The organism is Psychromonas ingrahamii 37 (assembly GCF_000015285.1).
In the GTDB taxonomy this organism is placed as follows: domain Bacteria; phylum Pseudomonadota; class Gammaproteobacteria; order Enterobacterales; family Psychromonadaceae; genus Psychromonas; species Psychromonas ingrahamii.
Genome location: NC_008709.1, coordinates 1,548,308 through 1,565,841, shown reverse-complemented (window position 1 = coordinate 1,565,841; position 17,534 = coordinate 1,548,308). Strand labels below are relative to the sequence as shown.

The window sequence follows — 17,534 nt, the reverse complement described above, 5'->3', positions numbered from 1 at the left end:
GGCTTAGATGAACACTATTTATTATTCAAACATTTCTGGTCTTCGGTGGCACTAGGTTTTCTAGTCTTGCTCTTTAGCTTCAGTTTTAGTGGCTGCTACTTTAGCTTCAGTTTTAGCTTCTGTCGTTTTAGTGGCTGCTACTTTAGCTTCAGTTTTAGCTTCTGTTGTTTTAGTGGCTGCTGTTTTAGCTTTAGCTTCAGTATTTTTAGCGGCTGCTACTTTAGCTCTACTAGCTGCTGCTACTTTAGCTCTAGCTGCTCTAGTTGTTTTAGCTTTAGCTGCTACTGGGGTTTTATCTTTAGCTGCTACTGTCGTTTTAGTTTCTGGCGTTTTATCTTTAGCTGCTACTGTCATTTTAGTTTCTGTCGTTCTAGCTTTAGCTGCTACTGTCATTTTAGTTTCTGTCGTTCTTGCTTTAGCTGCTGGCTGTTTCTTCTTAGCCACCGATTTTTTTACTTGCTGATCGATTGTGGTTTCTGAAGCTATTATTAACGCCTCGGCCTTCAACAGCCCCGCTCTAATCTTTGGCGTAACAACTTTTTCTTCATTACTAGCTAAAGTCGACCGCTGAGGAGTATCTTGACTGGTTACCTCTTCTGTCGTTTTGGTATCAGAGCTGACAATCTCTGCTGGTTCGACAGCCGACGTTTCCGCTATCTGGGTGTGGAGTGCCTGAGATTTATCTGCTAAATCCTCGACTTTTCGCTTCATATTGCGAACAAAAGTCAATCGCTGCTGTGTATCCTGACTTACCATTTCAATTCGAGCCTGATTGGCATTAAATCGCATTTGATTGAAGCCTTTCAGCATTTCTTCTGTCACATTGGCATTTTTTGCAAAAAATTCTGCTCGTTCGGCAGCTGATGTTTCTGCCATCTCAATTCGAGTCTTATTGATATTAATTCGGATTTGATTGAAGCCTTTGATCATCTCTTCTGTCGCTTTAGCGTTAGCGTTGACAAGCTCAGCTCGTGCGGCAGTCGATGATTCCGCCATATGCTGCCGGGATGTATGAAAATGATCCAGCAGGTCCGCGACTTTTCGCTTCAGATTGCTAGCAAAAGTTAACCGTTGCTGTGTATCCTGAGTGGCTATTTCGATTCGTTTTTGAGTGGCATTCATTCGTGTTTGATTGAAGTTTTTGAGCATTTCTTCTGTCGCTTTAGCGTTAGTATTTACAAGCTCAGCTCGTGCGGCTGCGCTTTTTTCACCCGTTGCTATGCGTATTTGATGTAAGTCAGTAAGTAGCTCGGTAATCTTAGATTCTGATCTACCAATATGTTCGTTTTGGAGTAGATCCATGTTCTCTAGGAAGTTCATCGTCCATCTCCCGGTTTTCACGGCTTGTCAATTTCAATTTTCAATTATAGCCGCAATTATTATTAAAGGGCTGAAATAAATTATTCAGCCCCAATAAAGCTTAATAGCCTTTTCAAAAAAATGTTAATCTCTAAAAAGGCTATTCATGATGTTGCCATCATGCTGGTGCAGAAGCGCTATGCAGGTGTTGCAGCGCTCGCTGTAAGACCAATAGCTTCAGCATATTTCAAGTAAGTTTCAACTGAAGCGATAACAACACGTGCTTCGATTGATAGTAACTCGATACCTACTAGTGATACTTTAACGAATGCGTCGATTACGATGCCTTTGTCAAGGATGCGATCGATAACTTCTGCTAGGCCTGAAGAATCAGTAGTTTTTTGTACGTTAGCCATATTCATATTCCTTAAAGAATTATTTTAGATAATCAGTCACAATTATTTTGTGATCTGCTCTGTAAACTTATTATTAAATCACTTCGACTGTTTAAAGAGTCGTTACTCATCAATACTCCATACATTGCATCAACCATGCCAAAAGAGAACAATAACAAAATAAAAACATAACACCCTGTTTTTAAAGATTTAATTGTAAATATATAAATAGCATAAAAGAAAAGGGAATGGGTAGCAACTACTTTAGGGGGGACAAATGTATGGAACTCGTACCATACTATGGTATTTACACCCCCATTTAGAATTCAAAATTAGAGCATCACTTGAATCTAAATATGTGAATTTCACTTAGTGCCTGAGAGACGTAAGCACACAATTAAGCAGCGCACTCAGCTATATCAAGCTTTTAACTGAGCATTCATGGGTAATAAATTACTTAAATCAGCGCCTTTTCAGCGCTTGGCGGCTCTTCAAACAATTAAATATGCGTTAATATTTATTGGTTTGGCAGGCCATTATAATACTGTAAAGCACTGCACTGGCATTCTGCTCCTTTGACCGATTGCGCGAACATCCAGTTCCACCTGTCATTAAGCGCCATATATATTACTCAGTAACGTTATTATCAATGCCTAATTCGCGGCTTTCCATAACGCGTTAAAACTTGCCAATAGTTCACAGTGTGGATACAGCGATTTTCGGGAAAAAAGTTTGTGATCTTTCATCCAGCCATTTTTTAAATTTATCTAAAATAGACTGAACTTCGTTTTGCTTTAGTCTATGGTGCTCAATAGATGGCAATAACGTAGCCGCTTCTCTAGTACATAAAGTTTTGAGTCTTGTTAATAGCAACGTTGGCTTTACCAGTTTTTGGGATTGAGCAATCAGCGTATGCCTCCAGTATTCAGAGAAGCCCCTCCAATACAGAGTAAAGGCCCACTATAACCCACTAAAAAATCGTTGGGATGTTCATGTCCGCGACCAGGTTGAGAGTCATAAATAACCACGCAAGATTGTGCAAATTGCCAGCTTTGATAGCCATATGTAGGAATTTCACTGCCTTTTTCTATTGGGCTTATCTAAAATACTACACGGTTTTTCCATCAACAAACGCTACATTATCGCCCGGTAAATATTTTGGTATAAATCAATGATAGGCTCAACTAATGCCGGTGCTTTTATGCACTCATTTACTAAGGTACTGCGTAATATGTCGAAATTCACTCTTGTAATATATCAGTCTGACGATTTAGAGGCGGTGCTTTCCAGTCTTTTGAGGTAAAATATTTTAGGGCTTGCAACACTCCCTCAGGTAGGTTGCTTAGGTTTTGATACGCTGATAATTTTACTGCTTGTTATGGTTTTTTTTACCATGCCGACAAACGTATTTTGTACAATGGTGTAATAACACCAATATCTGCAGGCACTATCTTAACTTGCTCACTCTCTTCAAATTAACTGGCGGGCAGTGCTTGCCAGATTTTGATAATGAGCAGGTGAAGCGGTGGCGTGTTGCTCCACTTCACCTGCTCATCATAATCATCTTCTCCTTAAAAAGGAAAGCATAAAAAATTTAGCAACTTATTGAGATTTTTTAATTGGTTGCTTACGAATATATTGATGGGGATACTGTCATATTATTTTACTTGGAATTTGACAAACCTTCTAAGGCGGCAATAATATGACTATTAGTGAATGGCTTGGCAATAAACTTTAAAATAATATTGCTTTCAATCGCCTGAATAATGGCAGGATCGTCTGGATAATAATAACCGGAGACCATAATGATCGGTATTTCTAGTTTCATAAATTGCAATTTACGAGCAAGCACTAAACCTTCGATATCAGGTAGTTTAGCATCCATGAAAATCAATCGGAAATCCTCTTCTTTCACTGCTTTCAAAGCCTCATCGCCAGTTTGGACACTGACCACTGTGTAACCCTGACCCCGCAATATATGTTCCATGACCCAAGCTATACCGGGTTCATCATCTACGATGAGACAGTCGATGGTAAGCTGTGATGGCGATTTCATAATGCTGGTAACAATACTGTGAAAGTGCTTCCCTTACCGAGCATGCTATCCACGCTAATACTACCCCGATGTTGTTTGACAATCGAATAACAGAGAGAAAGTCCGAGTCCAACGCCTTTTCCTGCAGGAGAGGAAGTATGAAAAGGATCAAAGATATTATCCAGCGCACCTTCCAAAATCCCAGTCCCCGTGTCCCTGATACAAATACGCGCTTCATCGTTTTGTTGCTCCAGAATGATACTTAGCTTCCCACCATGGGGCATAGCATTAATGGCATTAAGGAAAAAATTCATAAAGACTTGCTGTAGCAGGGTGAATATTCCAGACACCGACCCACATTTTCCAATAGGCTGATAGACTATTTCAATTTTATATACCTTGGCTTGGTTTGCGATCAACATAATTGTTTCGCATAGCACAGTATCCAGATCTACCGGCACCATATTTTGTTCGCTGGAAGGTCTGGAAAATCGCAGCAAGTTTTCAATGATGCAGGAAGCCTTCTCAAGACTGACTTGGATTTTCTCCGCACATTCGGTTCTAAATTCAAGAGGAAGCCCCTCTTCCATCAGAAATTGCGCCGCTGAGGAACAAACTGCAAGAGGGTTACGGATTTCATGAGCGATACCGCCAGCCATTACCCCCAGCGCAGCGAGTTTTTGTGACTGCCGTAACTCGACCTCCAACTTGCGTTGTTCGGTCAGATCCCGCCCGACAGCAACAATGCCTACGGTTTTGGCATCGTCATCTTTCATCGGCGAGAAAACCCAGGCGACTGGGATTTCAGTGCCTTCCCCGGAGATCAACTCCAACTCGGCGTTCAAGGAGTAAACATGGATACATATGTTGATAAAAAGCGTCTTGATCTCTAAATGCTCAGAGGCTTTGAAAAACTCGAAAAACAACTTCCCTTTAACGTTTAGAAAAGTAAAACCTGAGAGTTTTTCTGCCGCCAAGTTCCAGGTTAAGATACGCCCTTCGGTATCTAAAGACAGCATTAGGTCGCTAGCACTTTCCACAATGCTACCAAGGTGACTTTCCATACGGCGCATATCTTCACTGAGGCGGATCTGATCGGTAACATCTTCCATCAGTAACATGACTTGTTCGCACTGCTCGCTGGATTCTACGGGCAAGATACGATAGTAATAGGTTTTAAATGGCACGCCGGGGGCCCGATAGGTCATACGTCGTCCAACAGAAGCCTTGTGAGTATTAAATACTTCTAAGATCTGTTGCTTGATATCCGTTCGTTCCAGAATAACCATCGGAAAGACTTCTGTAAGCCGGCAACCTATTGTCGCGGAAAGAGTGCGCTGACTTCGAGTGAGGAAATTGCGATTAGCCGAGGTAATACGTAACTTGCTGTCGATTAATAATATGGAAGAGGGAGTCGCATTAAGCAGCATATCGTAGAGCTGCTGGTATTGTACATTGTCTCCCGTGCTCTCTGACGCCGGCTGTTTCGCAACGGAGTGATTACTCGCAAGGAGGTTTAAACTATAATGATTAGTCATAAAATATCTTCCAGTAGCATATCCATGCTTGATTTTTCTTTATGTACAAAGTGATAGGGAGGCCATGGACCGCTTAAAAATAGGTAACCTATATCGAGTTCCATCACCTCGTGCAAGGCTTTGGTAAAAGCTTCAACTTTCTCTCGCCGTACTAAGTAATGGCGAGAATGAACCTGCCGTTCTGCCAATATACCAGTATCGGATCGGTAACTGATATAGAGTTGCGCAAGCTTGGAGTCGATTATAAGCTTGAAACTATCTTGACTGCTTCGACTATCACCTTCAGCGGTATAATGAATGCGTCGCGACTGTAGGTAGCTCAATCCTGATCTGCTTTCTATTTCCTTTGATGCTTTCGAAGCGCCATCATCAGAATCGGTGATCAGCGCAGCCGAATCCGGGAGCAACATTCGAATACTCATTTCAACACAGCCTTTTACCTGCTCCAGAAGCTGCAGGTAATGCTTATAATGTTCCTGCAAATGCAACGTCACGTCGGATAGTTTTTCAAAGCGGCTGCCGTACTGCATCGGTATCAGATCATAATCGTGATGAAGCGTTTCAACCAGCTTACCATAGCGCAACTGTTCATCAACTGTCACTTGTCCTGAACTGATTTCAGAGTTAGGGCTGAGCGCGATACTCAATCCTCGTTCGGAGACCCATAACACAGGTTGTTCATTCACCTTGATCGGCAGGGCGATTTCATCATCAATGGGCGTCGCCAGTACGCAATATATTAGATAGCTCATGATGATTGATTGCAAAAACTGTAAGGAGGCCAAGGCCCCGAGCATTGAATCACCAGCCCAAAGGAGTTAAGCCTTTGATTCAGTTTGTCAATTTGGGCATGAAAGTCATCACCAGCAGACTCTGGCACGAGAAATGCCCAGTTCAAGATAACTTCTTTGCCTTCTTCGATGGAGGACGGTATCTTGCGCTGGAAAAAATCGCCAGACAGTTCAGAAAGTGGTGTCGCGATGTCGGTGTACAATTGATGTAACCAGGAGTTTAATTTACTCTGAGTTTCTCGGCGAAGACGTTGCTCCTGAAGGTGCCGCATTCCAGGTGAACTTGAGAGACTATTCTGTTGTTCTGTTAGCTGTTGTGAATAAAGTGCCTTCTCTGCTACACCTCTATCCAGCACACCTTTAACCGCCCATTCTACCGATCCGGACACCTCTTTCAGGGTGTGGGTAATAGCCAAATACTGTTGCGAAATTTCTTGTTCCAGACTTTCCTGTGAAGAAAAGAGCGTGCCAAACTGAGCAGGAAAAACCGGCGATTGACGCATGACTTCTTCGATAACCTGCTCATGCAGCTGCGTTCGAGGTAGGATTCTGGCAATAGTTTGCTCAGGCTCTTCATCATCATAGCCCGTGAAATAAGAGGTGGGCACGTGACTAAGCACTGCGGCGATATCTTGCCACTGATAAATAAATACTGGGCTGTCCTTTTCAATCGCCTGACTTGTTACGCTCTGAATGCTATCGGCGTGAACAAAACAATATAGGTAGAGGGCTTGGTTTGGATCAAGCCCGGAATGGTTACTATTCTTCATAAACGTTACTCTGACTCTCTGTGGAATTAATTTGTGGCTGATTGCAGGTCAAATCTTGCGTTTTAATCCCCATTTCCGCTAGGGTAAACTCAAAATCTTCCAGTTCAATCAGTACGTTGAGTCCCTTGGTCGGATCTCCACCCGCTGTATCGACTACTCGGCGAATAGCCCGCAAGGCCGAACGGTTACACAAGGCTGCTATCTCAGCACTACTATAGCCGGATGTTCGTTCAGCAAGGTTTTGTGCTTCGATCCCCTCAGCCAATGGCTTATCTCGCAAATGAACAGCAAAAATTTCCGTACGTCCCTCAGTATCGGGGAGTGGGATATTGACAATTTGGTCAAAACGACCCGGTCTGAGCATGGCTGGATCGATCAGATCACGGCGGTTGGTGGCACCGAAGATAAACACGCCTTTGAGATCGTCTATGCCGTCCATTTCAGCAAGAAACTGGCTGAGAACGCGATCTGCTACATGGGAATCTGACCCTCCGCTGCCACGCAGTGGAACGAGCGCATCGATTTCATCAAAGAAGATAATGCAGGGAGCCGCTTGGCGGGCTTTGTGAAAAACCTCTCTCACCCCTCTTTCAGATTCACCAACATACTTAGAGATAAGTGCTGGTCCTTTGACAGAAATCACATTAACACCACTTTCATTGGCGACTGCCTTGGCGATCAGCGTCTTTCCCACACCCGGCGGGCCGCAAAGTAATAACCCTTTGGGAGGTCGCACGCCGGATTGCTCAAAGAGTTCTGGGTACTTAAGGGGCCATTCAATAGCTTCAATAAGCTGTTGTTTTATATCTGATAACCCACCAACATCATCCCAGCTCACGTTGGGAATATCCACGAAGACCTCACGGATAGCAGAAGGTTCGACTTCCCGTAATGCGACAAGAAAATCAGCCATACCCACATGCAATTTTGCCAGCTGCTCGCAAGGGATACTGGCAAGGGATAAATTGATACTTGGGAGAATTTCCCGTAAGACCGACATCGCAGCTTCACGACAAAGCGCTTCAAGATCAGCACCAACAAAACCATGGGTCACATCGGCAAGATGGTTCATTTTCACATCATCGGCCAAGGGCATACCACGAGTGTGGATCTCAAGAATTTGTAATCGACCATCACGATCTGGGATGGGAATACAGATTTCACGATCAAAACGTCCGGGCCGACGAAGCGCCGGATCCAGAAGATTGGGAAGATTAGTGGCGGCAATGACGATAATGTTCTGGCGACTGTTTAGGCCATCCATCAGTGCCAGTAATTGTGCCACTACCCGCTTTTCCACCTCACCGACAACTTGGTCTCGACGTGGTGCGATGGCATCAATTTCATCTATAAAGATAATACTGGGTCCCTTACGCCCCGCCTCTTCGAAAATTTTTCTCAAGTGCGCTTCGCTTTCACCATAGAATTTATGAATAATTTCAGGGCCACTCACCGAAAAAAAGTTCGCTTCGGTTTCATGGGCTATGATCCGAGCAATAAGGGTCTTCCCACAGCCCGGTGGCCCATAAATGAGGACACCTTTAGGGGCGTCGATACCCAATTGATCAAATAATTCAGGATAGCGCAGTGGCAGTTCGATCATCTCTCGTATTCGCGCCAGTTGAGGTTTAACCCCACCCACATCTTCATAAGATAGCGAGGATGACGACGTCTCCTCTTCAGCTTCATCACCAATCGTTAACTGTGTGGTACCGCCGATCAAGACTGGAGATTTTGGACTGACATTTTTCACTCTAAAATCGATTGAGCGGCTGCCAAAAAGGGAAACTCGAATACGATCTCCTTCCATAACAACCAGGCCATCAACCAGACTACCTATGTAGTTAAGATCTTTTTTTCGGGGAGCGAGATCGACCGGAGTGAGTGTCAAGCGCTGAGCGGGGGAAGCGATAATCCGTTCGACCTCAACACGATCGCCAAGGCCTACACCAGCATTACTTCGGCTAATACCATCTAACTGAATGCAAGACTGCTCGCGCATCGGTTTGTAACAAATCATCACTTTGGCCACTGTGCGCCGTTTTCCATTCACCGTCACTATATCGCCGACTTCAAGCCCTAAACGTAACATGTCTTCTGGTCCAATACGGGCATAAGTACGGCCAACATCCTTACTTAGCGCCTCTGCAACTTGAAGCATAAGGGGTGATGTGCTTTTTTCATTCATTAAAAACCTCCTTTTCAGCTAGTGCCGAATGGCGCTTAGCAACCCTTCATCGGAATTTTATTCAAAATTATTTACGCAGTTTAATTTCAACCATTCCATTCTTCACCGAAATATCCATTTGCTCGGTGGTGAATGTCGCTGGCAGCAGCAGCTCTTTGTGGTATTTGTTATTTCCTTTCTCTGCCGTCAAATCCAAAATGTCGTCGTGCAGCTCCAGCCGTAAATCCTCTGCGCTAATTCCAGGCATCTCCGCGACGACCAATACATATTCATCTTCATCAAAAATATCCACCAGAGGTTCTCTGACCTCCATAATAACAGATTCTCCCGTTTCCTCATTTCGATGTACGTTGCCGAAGGGTTGTACATTGATATCCTGATCCCCCTTCTCGTTGATCCCCGTCTTTATTGAAAAACCATAGACGCCTTTCAAATCTTTATTATCTTCCTGACCTGATATTTTGAATTCACCACTACGTTTGAGCTCCGCTCCTTTGTCAGCGAGATCACCGAGCGTCTCAACCAGTTTGGCTAAACCCTGAAAGACACCACCTAAGTCGTTACTTTCACTGTTTTTTGAATCATCTGTTTTTTTCTTCATTTTCATATCCTCTCTATTTTAATTCATAATACTTTACTTTGTTAAGTAGCGTTTTATAATCTATTTTCAGGATGCGGGCCGCTTTGGCCTTGTTACCATTGGTTTCTCTCAGCACCTGCGCTAATGTCTTCTTTTCTACTCTCTCACTACAATCACGAACGATTTCCTTCAAAGGCAGAGAAGATGCGGTTGTGAAATTGATGCCATTTAACTGGCCAGATTCATCCTTATCTCTGATCCTACTTCTAATAGAAAGATGCTCTTCCCTGATTTCGGTTTGCGCCAAGAGAACCGCACGGCGGATCACCGCCCGCAATTCGCGCACATTTCCTCGCCATTCATAGGTTTGCATTTTGTTAATCGCGCCTATCGAAAGAGTCACGTTTTTGCCAAGCTCTCGGTTAGTCTCGTTCATAAATCGCTTAGCAAGATAAATCTGATCTTCCTTTCGTTCAGACAACAGCGGTACTTTTATGGTGAATTCATTGAATCGGTAATAGAGATCTTCTCGGAAAGTACCCTCTGCGACCTTAGCTTCTAAATTTTCATGGCTAGCCACTATAAGGCGCACATCAATTTTAATAGGCTGGTTTGACCCTACAGGAAAAATAATTTTTTCCTGCATAACTCGTAGAATTTTAGCCTGAGAAGTCAGTGGCATATTGGCAATTTCATCCAGAAACAGTGTGCCACCTCGAGCAGCTTCGAACTTGCCTTGCTTTGCTCGGTACGCACCCGTAAAAGCGCCCTTTTCGTGGCCAAAAAGTTCACTCTCCAATAGCATTTCAGGGATAGCGCCACAATCCACCGGCACAAAGGGGCCGGAAGCGTATGGACTCTGAGCATGAATAGCTTGGGCCACCACCTCTTTACCGACACCAGTAGCACCTTGAATAATGACATTGAAATTGGATTGCGCGACCAACTTAACCTGAGCGGCCAAGGTGTGAATGATAGCACTCGGTCCCATCACCGTAACAATATCATGAACACCACCCTCAATAGGTTGCTCATTAAGTTTGCCTCTTTCATAGCAGTTATGCTGGAGGAGGATTCTATGAACCAGCATCACCACTTTACTGTTATCAAAGGGTTTAGCTAAGTAATCATCAGCCCCCTCCTTCATTGACTCTACAGCACCGTGAACACCTGCATAAGCGGTGAGTATCACAACAGGAAGATCCTGTTTGATAAGCTTTACCTGCTTTAGTAGCTCAAAGCCATCCATTCGCGGCATTCGTAAATCGGTCAGTATAATATCGGGTACCCGGTTACGCATTAGCTCAAGAGCTGCCATGCCATCGTGGACAATTTCTACGACATACCCTTCTCGTTTCATCAAATAAGACAGCAACGAACAGATATCTGGATCATCGTCAACAATCAGAACGGTTGGGGCATCTTTGAACTTTTCCTTAAATCCAACATTCACTTATAACAGTCCTTATGCAATAGCATTAATCTTCATTTATTATCGGAAAATTTCAGGGTAATCGCCATAACGGCATAACATCCTGAATAATCATCTCGTTAGAGACAATAAAATAGGCCTCCAATACAGATCCTTAGGTACGCAAATAATGCATACTGACCCGCCTATATGAGTCAAAGGATAAAGTCAGCATACAACTTTATTTATTCCATTCAGATAAGATAGCATGTTATTCATGCGCTAGGTTCTCTGCTAAATAACTTATTCTTCGTCAAACTCTTTTGCTCCATAAACTTAGCCATATTTTTTTTCATAAATGCTTTGTTTACAGGGATCAAAACGACTATAAATTGGATCTCACAAATTAAGACAGGACTAGCAGAGCTTAGTCCACTTGTCAAAAAAGGCTATCGTATTACTCCCCATAAAAGACATCAACACATGCATAAGGTCTATGACTGCGAAAGGTCTATAACGGCGAAGATAGAATCAGTCACTAGCATTATCAATCTAGCTACATTGTCTGCTATAAAACCTTAACTCTATAATATTAATGAGTATTACGTTTTCATTATCCCAAGTGGAGGTTAACTGAGTTTTTTCAGTGTGAAGACTCTAGTGATTTTTCTTAAATCCGTACGAATTTTTCAATAAAAGAGGAACTTGACATATTAACTACCTTAAAAATTACTGTGTTTCTCTGCAGGTATAACCCGTTTCTACACATTTATTACACATCAGCTGAAATTTTAATCCCGTTGTTTCACATGCTAAAACCTTAACATATTGAAAATAAATAGTTAAATATGTTATTTTCTCATTTATAAAGAATCCCCATGATACATATACAAGACTGTATTTACACTACTTATTAATAAAAAATAAAACAATAATCAAAAACCCAATCTAACCCTTTATTTTTATAAAAAATCTGTTGTAAATACTCTAAATAAACATTTTTTTACATCTGCATATTAGTGCGAATACAGACTAATGTACAAAAGAGGTGAAAGTAATTATTAGGGAAATCTTAGCTAAAGATATTAAAATAAATACTGTAAACAAATCGTAATTAAATTTTACAACAACATATTTTCACATGGTATCGTCACTATTAACTTACCAAAAAAGTATTTTGGTAAGTTAATAAGTCCCCTTATTAGGTAAACATGCATTAAGTGCTCTTTTTTACGCTCTTTCTATGTTAAAAATCTACACCCCCTATTGTCATTTACACAAAACAGATATTAGCATCACGGTCCAATATCAACTACCCGGGACATTAAACAATATTGAAGAGCAGGTCCGGGTGGTCAATAAAATCAATAAAGGAGCAACAATGAGCAATAAAATGAACACGCGTGTTATTAAGACCGCCATCATCGGATATGGTTTCTCTGCAAAAACATTTCACCTTCCTTTTATCGAGTCACTGCCGGAGTTTGAAGTGTCGGCAATCAGCAGCAGTCAAATTGACGCGGTTAAACAAGATTGGCCAAATACGGCACATTATTTAAGCGCAGAGGAGATGCTGCAAAAGAGTGATACTCAGCTAGTTATTATTACCGCGCCTAACGATGTCCATTTTTCACTCGCTAAATTGGCACTGGAAAATAATAAACACGTGATATTAGAAAAACCCTTTGTGACTAACGTTGCTGATGGTCAAACCCTGATCGCTCTGGCAAAAGAAAAAGGGTTGATATTAAGTGTCTACCACAATCGGCGCTGGGATGGTGATTTTCTGACTATTAAAAAATTAATGGCAGAAAAAAAACTGGGTAATATTAAACATTTTGAATCACACTTTGACCGTTTCAGGCCAAACGTTGTTCAACGCTGGCGTGAAAATACTCAAGATGGTGGCGGTATCTTATTTGATTTGGGCCCCCATTTAATTGACCAGGCATTGCAGCTATTCGGATTACCCGACGCTATCACCGCGCAATGTAAAATAATGCGGGAAGGTGCTACCAATATTGATTATTTTAACTTAACCCTGCACTACCGGGATAAACTCGCGCTATTAAGTGCTTCATTATTTTGTGCCGCGCCAAACTTACGTTTTAATATTCAAGGCGATCGGGCTAACTACAGAAAATGGGGACTGGATCCGCAGGAAGATAGATTAAAAGCAGGCGTGCTGCCTAAGACTACTGACTGGGGTCAGGAAAACCGGGATCAATATGGCCATTTATACTTCGAAGACTCATCACAGGTTGCTAAAACAGAGCTTGGTGGTTATCAACATTTTTTTGTGCAAATGGCGAAGGCCATTAATAGCGGCGCTAAACCTCCCGTATTGGCAGAAGATGCATTGTGGAATATTAAACTGATTAAATTAGCGATGGAAAGCAGCCGCTTAGGAAAAACAATGAAGGTTGAATTATGAATGAGGAGTATTCACTGCAGGATTTATTAGGTCAGGAAAGCGAACTGCAATTTGCATTCTTTAATAATCAGACCGCCTGGAAATTAGGCTGTCAATTAAAAAAAATAGCCGAGGATAACAGTACTCTGGTAGCCATTGAAGTGTATGCCTTTAGCCAAACTTTATTTAGTTATGCTATGTCTGGCACACAACTTGATAATCAAATCTGGATAAAACGAAAACGGCAGACTGTATTACGTTTTGGTCACAGCTCTTATTATATTGGTCAATACAATAAAGCTAAAAACAGAGAATTTGAACAGCAGGTGCATATTAATGCTGATGATTATTGCGCCCATGGAGGGGCATTCCCGATTAGGATAAAAAAATGTGGTTTGGTGGGGGTGGTGACAGTCTCTGGCCTTCCGCAACGGGAAGATCATCAGATGGTCATTGACGCCCTCACTGATTTAATTAAATCAGTGCAAAAGAGCTAAAAACCTTAACTACCCTGCTTGTTAATTCCCCGATGGCAGCTGCTTAAATGGATACGCGTTAGAGCAGCTAAGCGGACGGTTTATCAATATTAATTAATAATTAAATACTGATAAACCGTATTAAATTTATTATCCAGGTATTAACTTTGGCTGTTAAGCGTACTTATATCATTAGTAAAAACACTGAGTTGCTTACGCGCCTGCTCGAGGTTAAGCTCTGCTGTTTCGGGTCCCATCGCTAATGATTCAGCGTAAACGACTTCAATATCACTAATACCCATAAAATTCAGTACGGTTTTTAAGTAAGGAACTTGCTGATCAGTCCCTTGCTCTTTATGCATACCACCGCGGGTTGTCACAATAATGGCACGAGTACCTGAGATTAAGCCTTGCGGTCCCTGTTCCGTATAGGAAAATGTTTTACCCGCGCGCGCGACCAGATCAATCCAATTCTTTAATTGTGTCGGGATCATAAAGTTATACATAGGTGCAGCAATCACTAATAGATCGGATGCTACCAGCTCAGAAATGAGTTTATCGGAAAGTGCTAAGGCATCACGCTGTTTATCATTGAGCTGCTCTGGCGATCTCATTGCCATGGCTATCTCACCATCTAGAACAGGTAAGGGCTGCTCGGCAAGGTCGTGTTCAGTAATTATTGCCTGTTGCGGTGTATATTTTGCTAACAGTTCATCAATTAATTTCGATGAACTGGAGTAATCGCCTAATATACTTGATTTTAATGCTAAAAAATTAATCATAAATTCATCCTTTTTTTGGTTAAATCGAATCATACGCGCAGAAAGATATAAATAAATCCTATTATACAGAGCTGTTTGTTCAGTTTTTTTGACTTGTTTTTGGGTTTGATATTTAAAGACGGGCAACCAGTATTCAATTCGGCTTAACACTGCCGAATAGGATAGATTTCTACTATTAAAATCAGCTTTTTTAAATCCGTTATCTCTGGCAAAAAAAATGGTTTTTCCTATACTTTCATTGATAGCGATAACAGCTAACTAAGCCGGATAAAAAGATGTTTAGTTAGGTTGCAGACTATAGGTATAGAGCCAAAAAATAAATGTTCACTAAAAGGAATTTGTCATGGGTAAACAATCAATGTTAACAACATTAAAAAAAGAACTGGAAGAATTGCAGAGCAAAGTAGATGAAGCCAGAATACAGATGAATTTAGCCGGGAAAGAAATACAGACCACATTAGAACCGCATTTAAAAACACTTGATAACGAGCTCTGGCATGCGCACCGAAAATTGGAAAAACTTAAATCTTCTGCCGAAAGTACCGAGCATAAATTAGAAAAAGGAGTGCATTCTTCCATGGATAAAATAAAAGAATTGTATGAAAAAGCAAAACAACATTTACCTAAAAAATAACGGATTACTTTTTCAGGGCTAATTATCGATAGGTGTTAGCCCTTTTTTTATGATTTCCAGTCTGATAATCTGAGAAACCAATGGATCTATTTTTCTATCCATTTAAAGACCACTTTAAACGCACGATACTGATGATAATATTGCTTAACGTTATTATTACAGCCTGATACTTGGAATTTCAATAAGTTGACCTAATCCATTTTCAAATGAAAAAAATCATGCTGGTAAAGCGAGTCACTCGCCGAGACTACTATAGATCAAAGAGGTTGCTTGCTGTTAACTATTTCGCTTAGCAATATGCCCACTTATAAGTCATATAGTATGGTTAATGTCCAACTGAGCACCACCCACATGATAATGATTAATGGTATCCCTATTTTTAAGAAATCATTAAAGGTATATCCACCCGCGGTCATGACTAAAAGATTTGTTTTATAAGCCATGGGTGTGGCGTAACTCATGTTTGCACCAAAAAGAACGGCTAAAACAAAAGGTTCTGCAGGTAAATTTAGCTGTTGTGCAATGCCTATCGCAATCGGTGTTCCGATCACCGCTGCGGCATTATTTGAAACTATATTGGTCATAATTGCCATCAGCAACATTAAACCACTTAACATAAAAGTCGTAGAGCTACCCTCTGTTGCTAATATAAACAGATGTGCTAAATAAGAAGCTGCTCCCGTTTTCAGTAAAGCCTGGCCTAAGGCCAAAGAAGCAACCACGATTAAAATAACTTGAGTGTTGAGCGCATTTGAAGCATCTTTCCAATTAATACAGCTGGTAACAAACATCAAAAACACGCCTAATGTGGCACTGATTGCTATCGGTAAAATACCCAATGCCGAAATGGCAATAATAGTAAACATAATAAAAAATGCCCAAGGGGCCTGTTTTGAGTGTGTTAAATCAGACGTTGCATCTAACACCAATAATTCTCTGTTTTTTTTCAATTCAACGATATGCTCACTTTTCCCTTGAATCAGTAAAACATCACCCACTTTTAAATAAATATCAGCCATTCCCTTAAAAAGGGTTTCTGTTTTTTTCCCGGGACGATGCAGTGCTAGGGCAACCAGGTTATGTCTTTCTAAAAATCGTGTTTGAGAAAGCATTGTATTGTTTAATCGTGATCCCTGAGAAATAATAACCTCGGCGATTTGTTGCTCTTTTTCCATCAAGGGATGAGCTTCATCCACTGCCCCTAAACTGGTATATAAAACAGCGCCCAATATTGTTTCAAAACTCTTTAAATTTTCAGGCGTATCCTCTACCACTAACATATCATCGGCTTTTATAATTGTTTTTGAATTTGGTAATAAATAGATATCGCTGCTATTTCGGTGAATTCTTAACACCCTCATCATGCCATCTGTTTTAGCTACCAGCTGCTCCAGCGCTTGATTTTCAGAAACTGAATCGGCAGGAATCATGAGTTTTGCCGTAAATATTCTCGGTGAAGTATCAGAAAAAGGCGGTTTCCGCTCTTTAATAAAATAGGGAACCACTAACCATAAATAGGCGATAGCAAAAGCCCCGGCAACAGCGACCGGTAAGAAAAAATCAAACATAGCAAAACTTTTTAATCCCATATCAACAGCAACTGAAACAACCAATAGATTGGTCGATGTGCCAATTGTTGTACTCATTCCCCCTATTAGGGTGGCAAATCCCATCGGCATCAATACCTTTGAAGCTGAAGTATTTGTCCGTATTGATACCGTTGTCAAAATAGGTAAAAGTAAAATAACAATGGGTACATTATTAACAAAGGCGCTTAACGTTGCTCCTAGGATCAGAGTAAGAAGAAGGGATAATTTTGGATAGACACTCCATAACCTCGACAATAATCTGCCAACAGGCTCTAAAGCCCCGGTTCTAACTAATCCTTGCCCGGCAACCATCAGCGCACAAACAGCGATTAAAGCCTCGTGCCCAAATCCAGAAAAAAAGTCGATCGCATGGATGGCGGTGTTTTGATATTGATAGGGGAAAATGGTAAAACCAACTGTCAAAGCCACAATAATAAAAAGACTGGACGTTTCTAAAGGAATTTTTTCTCTGCTAAAAAGAAAGAGTGCTAAAAGAGTTAAAAGCATCACTGCAATCGAATGGCTATTGACAGACGTGACTAACGGCATAGAAACCCTTTTGACTTTATTAGGCTATTTGTATCTGAAATTCTGATTCATTTTTATAGTGTAGCTTTAAGCTGTATTTCTTCC

Annotated in this window: 14 protein-coding genes; 3 read left to right on the top strand and 11 right to left on the bottom strand. The window is 41.4% G+C overall.

The genetic code is table 11. The annotated features are described in order from the left end of the window. Nucleotides 1–60 precede the first annotated feature (60 nt). From PING_RS06625 to PING_RS06585, 9 genes are all read right to left on the bottom strand, one after another. Nucleotides 61–1,320 (bottom strand): hypothetical protein, encoded by a 1,260-nt coding sequence (locus tag PING_RS06625; protein WP_011769646.1) that lies wholly within the window; start codon nt 1,318–1,320, stop codon nt 61–63. Nucleotides 1,321–1,496: 176 nt separating this feature from the next. After that, nucleotides 1,497–1,715, bottom strand: a complete 219-nt coding sequence (gene gvpA, locus PING_RS06620) for a gas vesicle structural protein GvpA (protein WP_011769645.1) — start codon at nt 1,713–1,715, stop codon at nt 1,497–1,499. A gap of 1,642 nt (nt 1,716–3,357) precedes the next feature. Beyond that, complete coding sequence (locus PING_RS06615) at nt 3,358–3,750, bottom strand: response regulator (RefSeq protein ID WP_011769644.1); 393 nt, start codon at nt 3,748–3,750, stop codon at nt 3,358–3,360. Beyond that, entirely contained in the window at nt 3,747–5,267 is a 1,521-nt protein-coding gene (locus tag PING_RS06610; protein WP_011769643.1) for an ATP-binding protein, read from the bottom strand. The genes PING_RS06615 and PING_RS06610 overlap by 4 nt, the downstream gene beginning before the upstream one ends. Further along, nucleotides 5,264–6,019 (bottom strand): GvpL/GvpF family gas vesicle protein, encoded by a 756-nt coding sequence (locus PING_RS06605; RefSeq protein ID WP_011769642.1) that lies wholly within the window; start codon nt 6,017–6,019, stop codon nt 5,264–5,266. The genes PING_RS06610 and PING_RS06605 overlap by 4 nt, the downstream gene beginning before the upstream one ends. Further along, nucleotides 6,016–6,828 carry a GvpL/GvpF family gas vesicle protein gene (locus tag PING_RS06600; RefSeq protein ID WP_011769641.1) on the bottom strand — a complete coding sequence of 271 codons (813 nt, stop codon included), beginning with the start codon at nt 6,826–6,828 and terminating at the stop codon, nt 6,016–6,018. The genes PING_RS06605 and PING_RS06600 overlap by 4 nt, the downstream gene beginning before the upstream one ends. Continuing rightward, nucleotides 6,818–9,016, bottom strand: coding sequence for a CDC48 family AAA ATPase (locus PING_RS06595; RefSeq protein WP_011769640.1), 2,199 nt, complete (start codon nt 9,014–9,016; stop codon nt 6,818–6,820). The genes PING_RS06600 and PING_RS06595 overlap by 11 nt, the downstream gene beginning before the upstream one ends. A 67-nt stretch (nt 9,017–9,083) precedes the next feature. Then, complete coding sequence (locus PING_RS06590) at nt 9,084–9,617, bottom strand: Hsp20/alpha crystallin family protein (protein WP_011769639.1); 534 nt, start codon at nt 9,615–9,617, stop codon at nt 9,084–9,086. A 13-nt stretch (nt 9,618–9,630) separates the two neighbouring features. Continuing rightward, nucleotides 9,631–11,049, bottom strand: a complete 1,419-nt coding sequence (locus tag PING_RS06585; protein WP_011769638.1) for a sigma-54-dependent transcriptional regulator — start codon at nt 11,047–11,049, stop codon at nt 9,631–9,633. Between the two features lie 1,201 nt (nt 11,050–12,250). Here PING_RS06585 and PING_RS06580 point away from each other — a divergent pair. Next, nucleotides 12,251–13,441 carry an oxidoreductase gene (locus PING_RS06580; protein WP_232279408.1) on the top strand — a complete coding sequence of 397 codons (1,191 nt, stop codon included), beginning with the start codon at nt 12,251–12,253 and terminating at the stop codon, nt 13,439–13,441. After that, entirely contained in the window at nt 13,438–13,917 is a 480-nt protein-coding gene (locus PING_RS06575) for a heme-degrading domain-containing protein (protein ID WP_011769636.1), read from the top strand. Before PING_RS06580 ends, PING_RS06575 begins: the two co-directional genes overlap by 4 nt. 140 nt (nt 13,918–14,057) lie before the next feature. Here PING_RS06575 and PING_RS06570 read toward each other — a convergent pair whose 3' ends face one another. Further along, on the bottom strand, nt 14,058–14,678 hold the full coding sequence (locus tag PING_RS06570; RefSeq protein ID WP_011769635.1) for an FMN-dependent NADH-azoreductase: 621 nt from the start codon (nt 14,676–14,678) through the stop codon (nt 14,058–14,060). A 343-nt stretch (nt 14,679–15,021) separates the two neighbouring features. Between PING_RS06570 and PING_RS06565 the strand changes: the two genes are divergently transcribed. Continuing rightward, nucleotides 15,022–15,312: a sll1863 family stress response protein gene (locus tag PING_RS06565; protein ID WP_011769634.1), complete on the top strand. Its 291-nt coding sequence runs from the start codon at nt 15,022–15,024 to the stop codon at nt 15,310–15,312. A 305-nt stretch (nt 15,313–15,617) separates the two neighbouring features. Here PING_RS06565 and PING_RS06560 read toward each other — a convergent pair whose 3' ends face one another. Continuing rightward, nucleotides 15,618–17,450, bottom strand: coding sequence for an SLC13 family permease (locus PING_RS06560; RefSeq protein ID WP_011769633.1), 1,833 nt, complete (start codon nt 17,448–17,450; stop codon nt 15,618–15,620). Nucleotides 17,451–17,534: the final 84 nt, after the last annotated feature.